Origin of the sequence: Paenibacillus sp. PDC88 (assembly GCF_900106725.1) — a bacterium.
GTDB classification, from domain to species: Bacteria; Bacillota; Bacilli; order Paenibacillales; family Paenibacillaceae; genus Paenibacillus; species Paenibacillus shunpengii.
This window is the reverse complement of sequence record NZ_FNNT01000004.1, coordinates 350,867-368,055: the sequence shown is the minus strand read 5'-3', so window position 1 is coordinate 368,055 and position 17,189 is coordinate 350,867. Positions and strand designations below refer to the sequence as shown.

Sequence of the window (17,189 nt, the reverse complement as noted above, 5' to 3'; positions counted from 1 at the left end):
TCTTACGTATCCATGATCTGATCATGTTAGTCTTATTTCTTCGCAATCCGTCTCATCTCTGCGACAAGTACAGCTGCTGAATCAGGCTTTCCGAGCTGTTTAGAGATGCTGGACATTGAGCGCTTGCGGTCCTCATCGCCGATAATGGCCTCAATCGATTGATACAGGGTATTTCCGTTCATATCCTTTTCCAGAAGCACATGCGCTGCCCCAGCCTTCTCTAACGCCCTGGCATTGGCCTCCTGGTGGTTGTTTGTTACGTTCGGGGACGGAATCAGAATAGCTGGAATGCCCAGGGAAGTAATCTCGGCAAGGAAGGAAGCCCCTGCCCGATTCACAATCAGCGAGGTCGCTGCCAGAACTTCAGGCATATTATTTACATACGGCAAAATATGCATATGGCTTGGAATGTTGCCCAGACGTTCTTTTACAGCCTGAAGAGTAGATTCATAATAGGAATCCCCCGTAACATATACCATGTGGACGTCCTTAAGCGTGGATACACGTTCACTCATGTCGATCATCGCCTCATTGATCGCCTTCGCTCCCCGGCTTCCGCCTACGACAAGCACGACCTTGCTGCCCATTGGTACCCCGAGCGAAGCAAATCCGCGTTCGCGGCTCGCATGTTGCACGGTAGTCGCACGCGGATTGCCTGTGTAGAGTACATTTTTCACGCCGGGAAAATGCTTCTCCGAGCCTTCAAAGCTTACGGCTACGGTATCCACATAACGGCTCAGAAATTTATTGGTCAAACCAGGAATTGCATTCTGTTCATGAATAATGCTCGGAATGCCGAGTTTAGCTGCGGCGTAAACGACAGGACCACATACATATCCACCTGTGCCTATCACCACATCAGGTTTGAACTCTCGCAGCAGTTTCTTGGATGTGCGGACTCCCTGCAAAAAGCGGAGGATGGTTTTAACATTGTCCACAGACAGCTTACGGCGAAACCCCGTAATATCAATGGATTCAAACCGAAGCTTTTCCTCGGGAACGAGCTTACTTTCCAGCCCTCTTTTTCCCCCTATATATAAAAACTCAGCGTTCTTGTCCTCAGACTCCAGCTGCCTTGCGACAGCGACAGCCGGATAGATATGTCCGCCTGTCCCGCCGCCTGTAAGTACAACGCGCATATAAGTCACCTCGCATAACGTGATAAATTAAGTAGTATTCCCAGTGCTGTTAGCATCAGCGTCAGAGATGAACCCCCATAACTGATTAAGGGAAGTGTGATTCCCGTTACCGGCATCAGACCGATAACAACTCCGATATTAATAACAACCTGTACGGCAACCATACCGACGATCCCTACGCCCAGCAAGCTTCCAAACGCATCCGGCACGGTCATCGCTACCCGCATCCCTCTCCATACCAGCAGCAGGAAGAGCAGCAGTACAATCAAGCCGCCAATAAAACCGAGCTCTTCAGCCAATATGGAAAATATAAAATCGGTCTGCGGCTCAGGCACATAGCTGTATTTCTGCCTGCTCATGCCAAGACCAAGTCCTCCAAGTCCCCCTGGGCCGATCGCATATAACGATTGAATAATTTGATAGCCTGTACCGAGCGGATCAGACCAAGGGTCTAGAAATCCAGTAATCCGTCTTAGACGATAAGGTGCTGCGAGAATCAAGCCGGCAAAACCAAGTACACCGCCTAGCGCCAGGAACATCAGATGCTTCATCCTCGCCCCTGCTGTAAAGATGATCAGCATCGATGCGCCAAGCATAACCGCGCCCGTTCCAAGGTCTGGCTGAAGCATAATAAGACCAAATGCAAGACCAATAAGACCTAGAGGAGGAAGTAAGCCGGTAGTGAAGTTCTTGATCGCTGCAGGATCCTTGCTGAGCCATTTCGCTAGGAACAGAATCATGCCAAGCTTCATAAACTCTGAGGGCTGAATACCGAACGAACTGATGCCCAGCCAGCTTCTTGCGCCGCCGCGAACGACGCCGATGCCCGGAATCAGTACGATAATGAGTAGAATAAAGCAGAGGATGAGTACAAACTTTGCGTAGTTGCGCCATATCCGGTAATCCACATTTGCCGTAAAGAACATGGCGAGTAGCCCAAGCCCCGCGAACAGCAGCTGCCTTTTTACGAAGTAGAAGGAGTCACCGTGTTCACGAAAGGCAAGGACGGCACCTGCACTGTATACCATCACGATTCCGATGGAGAGCAGCGACACAATGCAGATCACAAGCCACAAATCAGGCGCCGGTCGGGTCTGTTTCATTAGGAGGCCACCTCTTACATAAGTAGTAGGGGCTTATCCACCCCCCTACTTACAGATTATGCACCGCCTCTTTAAAAATGCGTCCACGCTCTTCATAGGAGCTAAACATATCCCAGCTCGCGCATGCAGGCGACAACAGAACAACATCCCCTGCTTGTGCCAGCTCGGAAGCATTTTTAACCGCTTCGACAAGCGCTGCGGCGGCATCCTCCCCATTATCGACAATCCGAATATCGTTTAGACCGGCAAGTTTCGCAACCTCAGCCAGCTTATCCTTCGTTTGCCCCAGCAAAACGACAGCCTTCACTCTCTCTGTGAACACTTCTAACATATCCATATAGTCGGACCCACGGTCAAGACCACCTGCAATCAGCACGATGGGCTCTTTGAATGAGGTGAGCGCATTAAGAGTAGCCTTCGCATTCGTCGCCTTGGAATTGTTATAGTACGCTGCACCTGCATGATTCTGTACATATTCCATTCGGTGCTCTACTCCCCTGAATGTGGATAGGGGAGCCGAAAGCGCTGAAGGAGCAGCACCCGCTGCTAACGCAATCGCACAGGCAGCCAGCGCATTGGCAACGTTGAAACGGCCCGGCAGTTTTATCTCATCCACAGAAATAATTGGATGAATTCCTCCATCAAAATCACGATACATGATGGTTCTCTCAATATCATCTTCAACATCCGTTATGTAGGGAGGATCTGCATATACACCGGCTTGCAGTGTTTCTGTCAGTGAGAATGGCAAAATTCTGCCTTTGATATAAGGCACAAGCTGTCTGCATACAGGATCATCCCAGTTAATAACCGCATAATCCTCTGGTGTCTGATTGTTGAACAGCTTGGCTTTGGAAGCGATGTAATCCTCCATCCCGCCATGGTAATCAAGATGCGTCTCCGAAACGTTAAGCAGGCAGCTGACGGCAGGACGAAAATCCGTCGTTCCCTTGAGCTGGAAGCTGCTAAGCTCGACGACCATGGTATCCTCTTTTTTCGCGGCCTGCGCTGCCTCGGATAACGGAGTGCCAATATTTCCCGCCACAATCGGTGACAAGCCGGCATTCTCGAGCAAAAGACCTACCCAGGTCGTTGTTGTTGTTTTCCCATTAGAGCCTGTAATTCCTATGATGGGAGCTTTGCAAATATGATAAGCCACTTCAACCTCAGTGACGACTTCGATGCCCAGCTCCAGCGCCTTCTGAATCGGTGCAACCTTATATGGGATCCCCGGGTTCTTGACCAGAAGCTGCACTCCAGGATAAATCAGATCATCCGGATGCCCTCCGCATATAACAGAAATTCCCAAAGCCTCCAGTTCGGATGCTTCGGGACACTGCGCTCTGTCCTTTTGATCGTTAACAATAACATGGGCTCCAGCCTGATGCAGCACCTTAGCCACCTGTACGCCGCTCTTGGCCAGGCCAAGAACAACGACGTCCATTCCTTTATAACTCTCCGGATGATTCATGAATTACAACCCCTTGTTGATATAAAGTCCGAGACCAGCGAGCAGCAGTCCTACGGCCCAAAAAGTAATTACTACACGCCATTCAGACCATCCCGACAATTCAAAATGGTGATGAATCGGGCTCATTTTAAACACACGTTTGCCTCTTGTTTTAAAAGATACAACCTGAATAACGACGGACAGCATCTCAATAACGAATATACCGCCGATTACGAGGAATAAGAGCTCTGTCTTTGTGACGATGGCTATAGCTCCGATGGCACCCCCGATCGCAAGCGAGCCGGTATCCCCCATAAATACTTTGGCTGGGTGCGCATTGTAGACAAGGAATCCAAGTACGGCTCCAATCATCGCTGCTGCGCAAACGGCAGCCGGTAGTGAAGTAGCCTGCATCGCTACAATGGCAAACGCACCAAAAGCTATGGCACTTACGCCGGACAATAGTCCGTCCAGACCATCCGTGAAATTCACTGCATTACTTATAGCAAGCATCATGATAACAATGAACGGATAGTAGAACCACGGACCAAGGTCGAATGCCCATGATGTTCCAGGCAAGGCAATCTCTGTGCTGTGACCATTCTGTATAAGCAAGAAGCACATAATCGCCGCAAATAGCAGCTGTCCAAACAGCTTCTGCCTTGCGGTAAGCCCCAGCGAACGTTTAAACACAATCTTAATATAGTCATCCAGGAAACCGATTAAGCCAAAGCCTAAAGTTGCCACGATCAGAACATAAAAATCCGTGTTCTTCGCAGGTGCAAACTTTAAGAAGGCCAGCGTAAAGGCAAGCACGATGACAACGCCGCCCATTGTCGGTGTACCCGATTTCTTGAGATGGCTCTGAGGTCCATCTTCTCTAACCTGCTGCCCGAATTTCATACGGCGCAGGAGTGGTATTAGAATCGGTGCCGCAATCACCGCCAGGATGAATGACACACCGATCGTTAGCAGCATTAATTGAAAATCCATGATAACACCTCTCTAGTCAACTTCGATCTGTAATGGTTCATTGATTAGTGCGTTAGCAACTTCCTCCAGCTTCATGCCCCTGGAAGCCTTGACAAGAACAACATCCTTAGGTGTCATTGTTGCCTTCAAATGGGCAATTAAAGCAGCCTTATCCTCAAAAGCATGCACCGCATGGCTCGGCATATTCTGTAACGCGCCTTTTGCGATGCTCGAAGACAAGGAACCATATGTGAATACCAGATCAAGCTTGGCCGGTGTCAGATAGTGTCCAATCTCCTCATGAAGCTCTTCTTCTCTTGGTCCAAGCTCCAGCATATCTCCAAGGACTGCTGCTTTTCGTTCATAGCCTGCAAGTCCGCTAAGGGCATCGACCGCTGCCTTCATTGCAGTTGGGCTTGCGTTGTATGCATCGTTCAGCACCGTAATTCCACTGACGCCCTTCATCACTTCGATGCGCATTCCCGTCAGCTTCACTTCTGCCAAGCCCTTTTGCATATGCTCATAAGATACGCCGTAATGTCTTGCGACGGCAAGCGCAGCCAGCGAGTTAATCACATTGTGCTGACCTATCAGCGGTATTTGCATGGCCTCCTCGCCGGAGGAAACAGAAGTAAAGATCATCCCGCCGGCATGATTCGTAATCCCCGTAGGGAAATCATTATTTGTCTGATTCATTCCAAAGGTAAATCGTTTGAACTCCTTCGGCTTCTTCGTAGACGGCTCAGCTAGAACACGATCAGCAAGTGAATCATCACCATTGTAGATAAGCAGGCCGTCGTTCTTCAGTCCGCTTACGATTTCGAGCTTGGCACGTGCAATTTCCTCTCTGGAACCGAGCTGCAGCAAATGAGCTTCTCCAATGTTCGTAATAACGGCAACATCCGGACGAGCAATTTCTGCCAGTCTCTCAATTTCATGCCGGCCGCTCATGCCCATCTCCAGGATCACAATCTGCGTATCTTGAGGCATATCAAGAATGGTTAACGGCAGTCCAATATGATTATTGAAATTCCCCTGCGTCTTATGCACCTTAAAGGTAGTGGATAACAGCGAATACACCATATCCTTGGTCGTTGTCTTGCCATTGCTGCCCGTAATAGCTACTACGGATGCTCCACTCTCCCTTAAATAAGCCGCGGATAACTCCTGCAATGCCAGAAGAGTGTCCTCTACGACAACAACCGGCCCTTCGGGAGGTGTGCCATGATCGTTCTGCCACATAATCCCGGCCGCGCCTGCAGCCAGACACTCTGCAGCATATTCATGTCCATCGAAACGCTCACCGGCCAAAGGTACAAACAGCTGTCCTTCAGCAGATTTACGTGAATCCGTATATACACCATTTATAATTAATTCACTGTCTTGATCTCTCAAGAGTGTGCCGCCGCACATCTGTGCAATTTGATATAACGTTCTTTTTATCACTTTGCTATGCCCCTTATCGCTTCTTTTGCCACCAGACGATCATCGAAATCTGTTTTTGTCGTACCCAGAATTTGATACGTCTCATGACCTTTACCCGCAATCAATACTACATCGCCGGAGCTTGCCTGCTCAATAGCACGATGGATAGCCGCCTTCCGATCCACGATAAGTTCGTATTTGTCAGGCTCGGTCCCCATATCGATAAGTCCCTGTTTAATATCTTCAAGAATGGCATCCGGATTCTCAGTACGGGGATTATCGGACGTAATAAATACCTTGTCACTGTATTTAGCAGCAATCTGCCCCATAATGGGACGCTTTGTGCGGTCGCGGTCTCCCCCGCAGCCAAAGACACAGAGCACTCTGCGCTCCGCAAACTCATTAACCGTTCGAAGCACATTTTCAAGCCCATCTGGTGTATGGGCATAGTCAACAATTACGGCAAAGTCCTGACCGCAAGCAACGGCTTCAACCCGTCCGTCCACACCTGGAATGGATTCAAGACTTTGTTTAATAGCTTCGAGGGAAATTCCCTCCAGTAGTGAAGCCGTGGTCGCAGCCAGCGCATTGTATACATTGAATTTGCCTACCATGCGAAGCTGAATATCAGCGCTGCCTTTAAATGTATCTACATGGAAGAATGTACCTTGTGCTGTGATTTTAATATTGGATGCTTTCACATCCGCTTCTGTATCAATACCGTAAGTCACGACTTCGGCTGCTGTCAGGCTGGCAAAATACTTGGATGCCTCATCATCGGCGTTCAAGACTGCATATTTACGTTTTGAGATTTCCTCTGTATACCCGTTGCCTAGTCTTGCAAATAACAAACCTTTGGCACTTCGATAGGATTCCATGGTGAGATGGTAATCGAGATGGTCCTGCGTAAGATTCGTGAACACCGCCGTACGGAAGTCGGTCCCTTTGACACGTCCCTGTTCCAGCGCATGTGAGGAGACCTCCATGACACAGTTCTCGACCTCTTCCTGCACCATATGATGCAGGCTGCGCTGCAATTCCAGCGCTTCTGGTGTCGTCCCGGACATAGGGAACTCTTTGCCTGCGTAACGCATTTGTATTGTACCGATGAGACCTGTACTTTGACCTGCATCGTTTAATATTTTCTCAATGAGATAAGACGTTGTTGTCTTGCCATTCGTGCCGGTTACCCCGATCATGTTCAGGCGCTGGCTTGGCAATTCAAAATAATAATTAGAAAAGACGGCCATCGCCAAGCGGCTGCTATTCACAATAATTTGAGGAACCGGGACTTCGAGTTCTCGTTCAACAACAAGCGCAGCAGCCCCTTGGTCCACCGCTGTCTGAGCGTAATCATGCCCATCTACCGTGTGACCAGGCAGGCAAATAAACAGATCTCCTTCGGTAACTTTTCTAGAATCTGTTTGTATTCCTGTAATCTCCGTATCCCCGTTGCCTGTGACTTTACTGGTCTGCAGCAAGGAAGCAAACTGTTTTAAAAGCACATGTATTCCTTCTTTCCCTAGATTAAAACGTCATCCTTCCCTATTGTATCCGTTACCTAGCATTATGGTCCATAGGAAGCGAAGTAAAAACATCAACTTCCTTCTTTTTCCTTGCCAGAGGATGTATTGGTGTCATGCTCGTGAGCATCTTCCGGATGACTTCCCATATAAATTCGTATGGTCGAGCCTCTTTCCACCCTGGCTCCTGGTTTTGGTGCCTGACTGATGACCGTATTGCCAGTTCCTGATTTGACGAGCATAAAGTTCATATTCAGATCTTCATACAGATCCTGTACCGTTGCTCCTGTAAGGTCTGGTACGGTTACAATTGGTGTTTCTCCATATTTATAATTCTTCTCAAGCTGATCCTTCCGCTGCGGAACCTGCAAATAATGTAATGAATCCTCTAATATGTTCTGGACGATCGGAGCCGCCACTACGCCCCCGAATTGAATCCCCTTCGGATTGTCTACCGCGGTATACACCACAATCTGAGGATCATCCGCTGGTGCAAAACCGATAAACGAAACGATATGTTCGGTTGTTGAATAACGACCGTTAATGACTTTCTGTGCGGTACCTGTCTTGCCTCCGACCCGATAACCGTCGATAAAGGCTGGTCGTCCGGTCCCCTTCGCAACCACACTTTCGAGCGCTTCACGAACCTGCTTGGACGTCTCCTCCGATATTACCTGTCTTACCATCTCCGGCTCGGTTTCATCGACAACTTTGCCCGTTATGGGATCGACCCATGCTTTGGCAACAAACGGTTTGTATAATTTCCCGCCGTTTATCGCGGCAGAGACTGCGGTGATCTGCTGAATTGGAGTAACCGAAACACCCTGACCAAAGGCTGTCGTCGCAAGCTCCACAGGTCCAACCTGGGAAAGCTTGAATAGTATTCCAGAAGCTTCTCCACTCAGGTCAATTCCTGTCTTTGCACCGAAACCGAAGTTTTTAATATACTCGAAAAGCGTCTCTTTGCCAAGCTTGTTCCCTAAAGCAACAAACCCCGGATTACATGAGTTTTCCACAACCTGTAAAAAGGTCTGGCTGCCGTGTCCACCCTTTTTCCAGCAGCGAAGCCGGGCTCCGCCAACCTCAACATAGCCTGGATCGAAGAAATGATCGTTAACAAGATCCACCTTCTTCTCTTCCAGTGCAGCAGCGAGGGTAATAATCTTGAAGGTAGAACCCGGCTCATAGGTCATCCATACAGGTAAATTCCGGTTGTATATTTCTGCAGGATATTCCTGATAATTACCCGGCTCATAGCTTGGACGACTCGACATGCCAAGAATTTCTCCGGTCTTCGGATTCATGGCTATCGCTAAGGCGGAATTGGCCTCAAATTTGACCATCGCCTGATCCAGCTCACGCTCGATAATGGATTGAATCGGCTGATCAATGGTCAGCTGAAGGTTGAGCCCGTCCTTTGGTGCGACATACTCATCTGATGAACCTGGCATCAGCCTGCCTGCTGCATCCGACAGGTATTCAATTCCTCCTCCGATGCCCTTGAGGTTATCATCGTACTTCTTCTCAATCCCGGTTAACCCTTGATTATCAATTCCTGTGAACCCGAGAATATGTGCTGCCAAATCGCCGTAAGGATAAAACCGCTTATTGTCCTCAGCAACAACAATGCCCGGAAGCTCCAAATCACGAATTTCCTGTGCTTTCTCCATCGTAATTTTTCGGCCCCCGGGCTTTATCTCGACTATTCTTTCGGTCTTGGAAATGATACCGAGCACCTTCTCCTGCGTCATCCCAAGAAGCGGCGCTAGGGCTTCAGCCGTTTTTTCCTTCTCCTTCACCTGAACCGGAATAGCCATAACGGTTGGTGTCGTAATATTATAAGCAAGTGATGTGCCGTTACGGTCAAGTATTTCTCCGCGCTTAGCAGTATATGGAATTTGCCTCCGCCACAGATTCTCGGCTTCCTCTGCCAATTCCGGTCCTTTGGCAAGCTGCACATAAGCTAGACGGATCGCAAGCGCCGCAAAAAGAATGAGCAGTATCAGCATGCACCACAGCAAGCGACGGCGAAGCGTCACGCTGGATACTTTGGCCATATGTATCTCCCCCTACTTGTCTTTCGTATTCACAATGACATGCTTAATCATGAATATTCGGGACAACCAGGGAATAGAACAAGCTTTATTCTATTACGTTACGGTCTCACTCTTCTGGGCCTGCATCTGTGTCCGATGTCTCAGACCCTTCTGAACCGGAGCTGTCAGGTTCTGCATTATCAGGACTTTCTGCCTGTTTATCGGCTGTACTTCCTTCCTCATCTGCCGATCCCTCCGTCGATTCACCAGTTACAGCATCCTTCGCCGTCTGCAGTGTAAGTACTGCCGTACGATTTTCTCCGGTCACTTCCACTTTTTGCTTAGTGACATAACCTTCACCCTCAACTCGAACTCCCACTTTAAGCAAGGTTAGGACTTCCAGCGCATCACGTAAAGATTCACCTGTCAAATCCGGAATTTCCATGGTGTCGCTCTGCTCGGTAAGCAGGTAGATTCGCTGGCCTGCAGTAAGCTCGGCACCTGCTTTTGGATACTGCTGTATCACTTTACTCCCCTTGCCGAGGGTCTCATAGGCGATGCCCTCATCCAAGAGCTGTGCGCGAGCATCCTTGCCGGATTTGCCGACCAGATCAGGCGCTTTTTTGCGTACCAATGGCTGGGTGGTCTCTGCTCCATCCTCGCTTGTTACGGCTTCCTTCGGAACGCCAAGATAAGTGAGTGATTTAGACATGATTTCTTTAAATACTGGGGCAGCAGCTGAACCGCCCCCTGCAGTAGGATCATTCGGTTGATCAATCATAACTAGCATCGCAATTTGAGGATCATCCACTGGAGCATAACCAATAAAGGATACGACCGCTTTCGTATGATCATAGTCACCATTTATATTTTTGATTGCTGTTCCTGTCTTCCCTGCTACTCGGTAACCGTCAATATAAGCTTTCCTACCTGATCCATGATCGAGATCAGATACAACCTGCTCTAGATAACTACCTACCGTCCGTGCTGTTTCACTAGATACGACCTGACGTATCTCTTTGGGTTCAATAGTTTCTATATTCCCATTATTAGGGTCTGTAATATCTTTAACTATATGAGGCTCTAGTAGCTTCCCTCCATTAGCAATAGCTGAAATGGCTGCTACCTGTTGAATCGGTGTAACCTGTACAAGACCATGTCCATAGGCTGCAGCAGCAATTTCTGAATCCCATTTTAACTCTCTGATCTGAGCAGCCGATTCACCTGGTAGATCAATTCCCGTCTTCACTCCAAACCCGAAGGTATCAATATAATTACGAAGTTTCTCTCCGCCCAACATCTTCCATCCTAGGTTGACAAAGGCAACGTTACTGGAACGTTTAACACCTTCCAGATAAGAAATGGCACCCCAGTTTCGGCTAACATCGCTAATTGTATCTGCCCCCACCTTTATACTACCTGATTCAAAGGTCGCATTCGGGTTAAACAATTTCTCTTCAACTGCAGCAGCCAGTGTCACAATCTTAAACGTAGAGCCCGGCTCGTAAATGGATTGAATGGCATGATTGAAATAGTTGTCCGGTGTTTCCCAATAGGAGTTCGGATTGTAATTCGGCAGATTTGCCATGCCCAGGATCTCCATTGTATTCGGATCGGCTGCAATGACCGTCATACTGATCGGATCATATTTATCATAAGCTTCCTTCATCGCTTCCTCGATGTAGTACTGAATCGTATCATCAATGGTCAGCTTTAATTTTTTACCATTCTGCGGCGCCGTATAGGCACTATCCGAGTTTGTCAGCTCAAGACCTATACCATCCTTCTGATATTGGAGACTGCCATCAGTTCCTTTGAGCTCCTCATCATAGTACAGCTCGAGCCCATAAACCGGGTCTCCCTCTTTATTCAAATAACCAAGCACATGCGACGCCAGATTATCCCTAGGATAAAAGCGCTTGGATTCATCCATTAAGACGATGGCATTCTTCGCGCCATACTCCTTGTCCAGCTCATTGCGAAATTCTTCAACCTTATCTCTTAACTCCTGATCAATCTTATAACCCTCGCTGCGTACTTCTCTATGCGGCCTGAGGCTACCGTTCTCTCTTGTTGCCGTCACATCCTCCCTCAGCCCCGCTTCATCCTTGCCCAGCAATTCATGCAGACCCTCGACGACCACGTCTTCGATCCCCTTCTCATGAATAAGCTCCGGATTTACAGCCACTGTATAGGCAGGTGCATCCGTGGCCAGAACATTGCCATTGCGGTCTGTAATTGTCCCCCTCTTCGCCGGGATTGTCTTGGAATTCTCTATCAATTGAGCAGCATAGTCCTGCCAGAAGCCCGCGTTGACCACTTGAATCCAGAACACTTTGCCCACAAGTACAAGAAAAAAGAGGGTGATGATCCCTCCAATGAGTAACGTGCGAAGTTTTATTCTTTTATTGATTTTCCCCATAGTCCAAAACCTCACATTTCTTACTTGCCGTCTGAAGAGCCTTGTTCAGATGAAGTAGGACTAACTGCCGTTCTCGGCACTCGAATGACTTCACGATCCGAAGTTTGCTCTACGTAGCCAAGCTCGCGAGCTTTCGCTACGATCTCGTTTTCCAGCTTCTCCTTATGAACGTCCAGAACAGCAATTTCCTTATTGGCTAACACCGTTGCTTGTTCGACAGAATGCGTCTGCTTGTTGAGATCATAGATGTTTACATATCTGCCAACCATGACACTGACAACAATGACACATACAATCACAGATATCAGATACAGAAGCTTCTCTCTTGTCGGCAGACCTGTCCTTCGAGTAACGACTTTTGTCGTCTCTTTATACCGCTGGGGCTGTGCTTGCTGCTCCTGCACTCTTTCCTTAACTGCCAGGTTGCCACGTGTATAGGCCATATTCGACTCTCCTTACGTTTCTAATTACAATTTCTCCGCTACACGCAGCTTAGCTGAACGCGCTCTGGGGTTCTGCGCAAGTTCCGCCTCGCTCGGCACAATCGGCTTGCGATTAACGAGCTTGAGCGTTCCTTTACCGCCGCATACACATAACGGGAAGTCAGGTGGGCATGTACATTTCTCCAAATAACTGCTAAAAATCTGTTTGCATATCCTGTCTTCCAGGGAATGAAACGTAATAACAGATACTCTGCCGCCTGGTTTCAAGCAGCGAACTGCTTGATGCAAAGCCTCCTCAAACGCACCGAGCTCATCATTCACGGCGATTCGTAGAGCTTGGAAGCTCCGTTTGGCAGGATGTCCGCCCGTTCTTCTGGCAGCTGCCGGAATACCTTCTTTAATGATATCGACCAATTCGCCCGTAGTTTCAATAGCTGCAGATTGCCTTTTTTCAACTATTACCCTTGCAATCCGTCTTGAAAACTTTTCTTCGCCATAAACATACAAAATTCGAGCAATTTCTTCTTCAGACCACTCATTTACAATGTCTCTTGCTGTCAAATCACCAGACTGATCCATGCGCATATCAAGGGGGGCATCGTGATTGTAGCTGAATCCCCGCTCGCCTTCATCGAACTGTGGAGAAGATACTCCAAGATCGTACAGAATGCCATCGACTTGAGGAATCCCTTCGGTCATTGGAACATCCTGTTCACTTAATACCGCAGTGAGATCTCTGAAATTGGTTTTGACCAGTGTAACCTTGGACCCAAATTCTCCAAGCCTTTCTTTTGCATTTTCAAGTGCCCAGTCATCCTGATCGAAGGCGATCAGTCGTCCCTCGGGTCCCAGTCGTGAGGCAATCAGCGAGCTATGTCCTGCCCCGCCTAATGTGCAGTCCACGTAAATCCCGTCCTGCTTGATGTTAAGGCCTTCGGTTGCTTCTTCTTTGAGTACGGTAATGTGGTGAAACACTTGTTTGTCCTCCAGACATTTTTGTAATTACGGATTGTGCATATCCTAAAACTCAAAATTGAAATCGACCAGCTTTTCGGCAATGTCGTTAAACGTTTCTTCGGATTGGCTGTAATATTGTTCCCATATGCCTTTGCTCCAGATCTCTACCCGATTGGATACTCCAAGTACGACGCATTCCTTGTCCATCTTGGCGTAATCGCGTAAATTCATCGGTAAATTTACCCTGCCCTGTTTATCAAGCTCGCATTCAGTTGCTCCTGAGAAAAAAAACCGGGTAAAAGCACGCGCATCGGATTTCATTAGCGGCAGAGCCTTTAGCTTCTGCTCCAGAATGGACCATTCATTCATCGGATACACAAACAAACACTGGTCCAATCCACGTGTGACAACAAAGCTCGGGCCGAGAGCGTCACGGAACTTGGCCGGGATAATCATTCGGCCTTTATCGTCAATGCTATGCTGGAACTCCCCCATAAACATTGTCTACCACTCCTTAGCTCCTGCTCACCACTTTGCTCCACTTTCCACCACTTAAGCATAATTGATTCGCTTTGAAAAATCAAAACCCTTCTCTCCAACTGAAACTTTTTGGAAGAGATGTTAGAGAGCTACCTTGACTAAGGATGAAAAACCAGGTTCGTTCATAGCAAAAAAGAGCGATGCCAAAAGCCGAATTCGGCTTTATAAGCATCACTCTTTGGCGTTCCAATTCCATATCTCATGTGCCAAGCATTCCCAGCTCAGCATTTCATAAATTAGACGTTCCAACTGTCCAAGTATTGAATTTGCTCATCGGTTAATGTGTCTAGCTCAATGTTCAGGCTCTCCAGCTTGTATCTGGCTACCTTCTCATCAATCTCATAAGGAACGTTAATTACAGCAGGTTCGAGAGTTTCATAATTTTCCCTTACATACCGCAGCCCCAGTGCTTGTAGGGCAAAAGTCGTGTCCATAATTTCAGCCGGATGACCATCTGCTGCAGCCAGGTTCACGAGACGTCCTTCTGCTAACAGATACATTTTGCGTCCATCTGCAAACTGGTATTCCTCGATATTTTTCCGTACCGTCCGTACTGATGTAGAACGTTTCTTCAGCTCAGGTATGCTCACTTCCACATCGAAATGTCCTGCATTCGCCAGCACGGCGCCATCCTTCATGACATCAAAATGCTCACCTGTAATAACCGCCTTGTTTCCAGTTACCGTGATGAAGAAATCACCCAGCTTAGCAGCCTCGACCATCGGCATGACACGGAAGCCATCCATGTGAGCTTCTACAGCCTTGATGGCATCCACTTCTGTTACGATGACATTCGCACCAAGTCCCTTGGCACGCATCGCAACGCCTTTGCCGCACCAGCCGTATCCGACGACAACGACGGTGCTTCCGGCAACGACAAGATTTGTAGTCCGAATTATTCCATCGAAAGCAGATTGCCCTGTCCCATAACGATTGTCGAATAAGTGTTTGCAATATGCGTCATTTACAGCCACCATCGGTAAGTTCAAAACCTTCTGTTTTTCGAGGGCTTTCAGCTTAATAATGCCCGTTGTCGTTTCTTCTGCTCCGCCGCGAATCGTCTCCAGCAGATCTGGACGCTCGGAATGAAGGATGGTTACAAGATCTCCGCCATCATCAATAATGAAGTCAGGCTTCGTCTCCAGTGATTTCAGGATCAATTGCTTGTATTCCACCGGATCAGGATTATATTTGGCAAACACCGTAATACCGTCCTCCACCAATGCTGCACATACATCATCCTGAGTAGACAGTGGATTGCTTCCCGTAATCGTTACTTCAGCACCGCCCGCCTGTATAACCTTTGCAAGATAAGCTGTCTTTGCTTCTAAGTGAAGGCAAATTGTTACTTTGAGTCCTTTAAAGGGCTGATCTGCTTCAAACTCTTTACGTACCCGGTTCAATACCGGCATATGAGCCTCCACCCAATCAATCTTCAGGTGCCCTTCGGGGGCCAGGTTCATATCTGCAACGATACTGTTCTTAATCACATCCGTGCTCATCTTGTTCCTCCAATTATATATACAGAATATGATGGTTGCCGCTCATATCAGCAGGAACCTCCATTAATTCCTTCAACCAGCCCGTTCCATACCGGTTAAGGTAATAGTAAACATTATAGACTCTTTCCTGTGGCCGTTTAGAAGGGAAAAGCGATCTCTCTATACAATCCCATTGTTTAAGGGAAGCATCATGTCGCTGTGCGATGGCCTGCTTCGTTCTTTTTTGCATATATTCAATCTGCTCTTCTATTTTCTCACTGTTAGTCATTCCTAGACGACCTAGTCCCGACTCCAGCTGACCGAGCTGTTCAATCAATGGCGCATACAGCTTGTGGAAAGAAGTCTTTAGATCTTCAAACTGTCCATTTACATCAAATTCATCCAAGCTGAGCAGCCAGGCTTCTTTCTTCTCATCAAAAGTGAACTGGATATCGGCAAAATTCAAATCGTATTTATCCATCAGCTTCTGTATATGATGATCCAAAATCGTATATGACAAACGCGGCATGAGTATTGGCATACGAAGACCCATTCGGTGAAAGGCATCTTTGGTCAGCGCCCAATACGCAATCTCGGCATGCCCGAGTACCGTAGACAGCACCGGGAATAGAGAATCCTGCATTAAGGGCCGGGTCAGAACATTGTTGCTAAAGCGCTCCGGATGCTGATGGAGAATTTCAAGCAGCTCTGTTTTGGAAAAAGAGACATACCCTTTGCGATCGACAAATCTACCATCTTCCTTGAACAGCAGCAATCTCGATCCCTCATGGATGTAGAATAAATTGGCTCCTCCGGAGGCGACATCGGCCTGCATTGTGAAGCCGCTTGTTACAACTCGGCCGGAAGATTCGTGGTAACACTGCTCAAGCATGTCGTTATCTTCGATAATACGTTCGAACACAGGCACTTCGAGCCTTCTTAGCTCTGGATCTGCCGAGTCCATAAGGACAAGTCCATAGGAACCGAATAATTGCCCGAGTAATTTGGCAAACACATCACTCAGGCTGATATGTTCGTCCTGAACTGCTTCTTTTATAGAAGCGATGAGCTGCGGCTTGTTCTCCGAATCAGGCAGCAGCTCTTCCAGCTCATGAATAGCGGCAATCCAATGCTCCTTTTCTACGACAACGTCACTCACGGAAGAACGCCCTTCATATTTGCCGGGCATTTTGACTTTGGTTACTGAGAGATCTGAACTCATCAAGTAAGTATGGTCTACCTCATCCCAATCGTGGTCCTCACCCGCAATCCAGAATATGGGCACGACAGGTCGTCCAAGCTTCTCTTCTGCCATCTTGGCTGCTTTAATAATCGTTGCTGCCTTGTATATGACAAGCAAAGAGCCGGTGAACAATCCGCTCTGCTGTCCCCCGGTAACGACCAAAGCGTTCTCCTGTGCCAGCCTGTTGAGAGATGCCTTCACTGCAGGGTGGGGATTTCGATTTTCATTATATATACGCAGGCAATTAACAATAGCCTGTCGGTCTACTCGTGTGTCTCCGGTTCGATCAAGCCACTCGGCACGCGCTATGTAGCTGGAAACGTCGCGAAAATTATATTCGTACAAATGATGCACGGCTTCATCGTAACGCAAATAATGTTCCGCCAGAGGTGATCCACTACGCAGCGCCTCAGGAATTAGATTCATGAGGTCATCCTCCTATTCATTTAAAGCCT

13 protein-coding genes are annotated in these 17,189 nt (G+C 47.9%); all 13 read right to left on the bottom strand.

Annotation, left to right across the window (positions count from 1 at the left end):
- Window positions 1-32: 32 nt before the first annotated feature.
- The 13 genes from murG to bshC all read right to left on the bottom strand — a co-directional run bounded on the left by murG (window position 33) and on the right by bshC (window position 17,160).
- Window positions 33-1,139, bottom strand: a complete 1,107-nt coding sequence (gene murG, locus BLW49_RS15050; RefSeq protein ID WP_090725395.1) for an undecaprenyldiphospho-muramoylpentapeptide beta-N-acetylglucosaminyltransferase — start codon at window positions 1,137-1,139, stop codon at window positions 33-35.
- 5 nt (window positions 1,140-1,144) lie between these two features.
- Window positions 1,145-2,242 (bottom strand): stage V sporulation protein E, encoded by a 1,098-nt coding sequence (spoVE, locus tag BLW49_RS15045; protein ID WP_076313239.1) that lies wholly within the window; start codon window positions 2,240-2,242, stop codon window positions 1,145-1,147.
- 49 nt (window positions 2,243-2,291) lie between these two features.
- Window positions 2,292-3,713 (bottom strand): UDP-N-acetylmuramoyl-L-alanine--D-glutamate ligase, encoded by a 1,422-nt coding sequence (gene murD, locus BLW49_RS15040; protein WP_090725393.1) that lies wholly within the window; start codon window positions 3,711-3,713, stop codon window positions 2,292-2,294.
- 3 nt (window positions 3,714-3,716) lie between these two features.
- Window positions 3,717-4,685 (bottom strand): phospho-N-acetylmuramoyl-pentapeptide-transferase, encoded by a 969-nt coding sequence (gene mraY / locus BLW49_RS15035; RefSeq protein ID WP_047910865.1) that lies wholly within the window; start codon window positions 4,683-4,685, stop codon window positions 3,717-3,719.
- 12 nt (window positions 4,686-4,697) lie between these two features.
- Complete coding sequence (murF, locus tag BLW49_RS15030) at window positions 4,698-6,107, bottom strand: UDP-N-acetylmuramoyl-tripeptide--D-alanyl-D-alanine ligase (RefSeq protein ID WP_090725524.1); 1,410 nt, start codon at window positions 6,105-6,107, stop codon at window positions 4,698-4,700.
- A complete protein-coding gene (locus tag BLW49_RS15025) occupies window positions 6,107-7,594 on the bottom strand; it encodes a UDP-N-acetylmuramoyl-L-alanyl-D-glutamate--2,6-diaminopimelate ligase (RefSeq protein ID WP_090725392.1) in 1,488 nt (495 codons plus the stop codon). The genes murF and BLW49_RS15025 overlap by 1 nt, the downstream gene beginning before the upstream one ends.
- Before the next feature lie 92 nt (window positions 7,595-7,686).
- Window positions 7,687-9,669, bottom strand: a complete 1,983-nt coding sequence (locus tag BLW49_RS15020) for a stage V sporulation protein D (protein ID WP_090725390.1) — start codon at window positions 9,667-9,669, stop codon at window positions 7,687-7,689.
- 106 nt (window positions 9,670-9,775) lie between these two features.
- Complete coding sequence (locus BLW49_RS15015) at window positions 9,776-12,061, bottom strand: penicillin-binding transpeptidase domain-containing protein (protein WP_090725522.1); 2,286 nt, start codon at window positions 12,059-12,061, stop codon at window positions 9,776-9,778.
- 29 nt (window positions 12,062-12,090) lie between these two features.
- Window positions 12,091-12,513: a hypothetical protein gene (locus tag BLW49_RS15010; protein ID WP_076313243.1), complete on the bottom strand. Its 423-nt coding sequence runs from the start codon at window positions 12,511-12,513 to the stop codon at window positions 12,091-12,093.
- Between the two features lie 24 nt (window positions 12,514-12,537).
- The gene (gene rsmH / locus BLW49_RS15005) at window positions 12,538-13,488 is read right to left on the bottom strand and encodes a 16S rRNA (cytosine(1402)-N(4))-methyltransferase RsmH (RefSeq protein WP_076313244.1); all 951 of its coding nucleotides are present in this window, start codon (window positions 13,486-13,488) and stop codon (window positions 12,538-12,540) included.
- 45 nt (window positions 13,489-13,533) lie between these two features.
- Window positions 13,534-13,971, bottom strand: a complete 438-nt coding sequence (gene mraZ, locus BLW49_RS15000; RefSeq protein WP_047910860.1) for a division/cell wall cluster transcriptional repressor MraZ — start codon at window positions 13,969-13,971, stop codon at window positions 13,534-13,536.
- Between the two features lie 275 nt (window positions 13,972-14,246).
- Window positions 14,247-15,512: an adenosylhomocysteinase gene (locus BLW49_RS14995; RefSeq protein ID WP_076313245.1), complete on the bottom strand. Its 1,266-nt coding sequence runs from the start codon at window positions 15,510-15,512 to the stop codon at window positions 14,247-14,249.
- Window positions 15,513-15,525: 13 nt separating this feature from the next.
- Complete coding sequence (gene bshC, locus BLW49_RS14990; protein ID WP_076313246.1) at window positions 15,526-17,160, bottom strand: bacillithiol biosynthesis cysteine-adding enzyme BshC; 1,635 nt, start codon at window positions 17,158-17,160, stop codon at window positions 15,526-15,528.
- Window positions 17,161-17,189 lie beyond the last annotated feature (29 nt).

Excerpts from the sequence above, each read along its gene's own strand:
- murD (WP_090725393.1), bottom strand. The coding sequence starts at position 3,713 with ATGAATCATCCGGAGAGTTATAAAGGAATGGACGTCGTTGTTCTTGGC.
- mraZ (WP_047910860.1), bottom strand. The coding sequence starts at position 13,971 with ATGTTTATGGGGGAGTTCCAGCATAGCATTGACGATAAAGGCCGAATG.
- BLW49_RS14995 (WP_076313245.1), bottom strand. The coding sequence starts at position 15,512 with ATGAGCACGGATGTGATTAAGAACAGTATCGTTGCAGATATGAACCTG.
- bshC (WP_076313246.1), bottom strand. The coding sequence starts at position 17,160 with ATGAATCTAATTCCTGAGGCGCTGCGTAGTGGATCACCTCTGGCGGAA.
- murG (WP_090725395.1), bottom strand. The coding sequence starts at position 1,139 with ATGCGCGTTGTACTTACAGGCGGCGGGACAGGCGGACATATCTATCCG.
- BLW49_RS15020 (WP_090725390.1), bottom strand. The coding sequence starts at position 9,669 with ATGGCCAAAGTATCCAGCGTGACGCTTCGCCGTCGCTTGCTGTGGTGC.
- mraY (WP_047910865.1), bottom strand. The coding sequence starts at position 4,685 with ATGGATTTTCAATTAATGCTGCTAACGATCGGTGTGTCATTCATCCTG.
- BLW49_RS15010 (WP_076313243.1), bottom strand. The coding sequence starts at position 12,513 with ATGGCCTATACACGTGGCAACCTGGCAGTTAAGGAAAGAGTGCAGGAG.
- spoVE (WP_076313239.1), bottom strand. The coding sequence starts at position 2,242 with ATGAAACAGACCCGACCGGCGCCTGATTTGTGGCTTGTGATCTGCATT.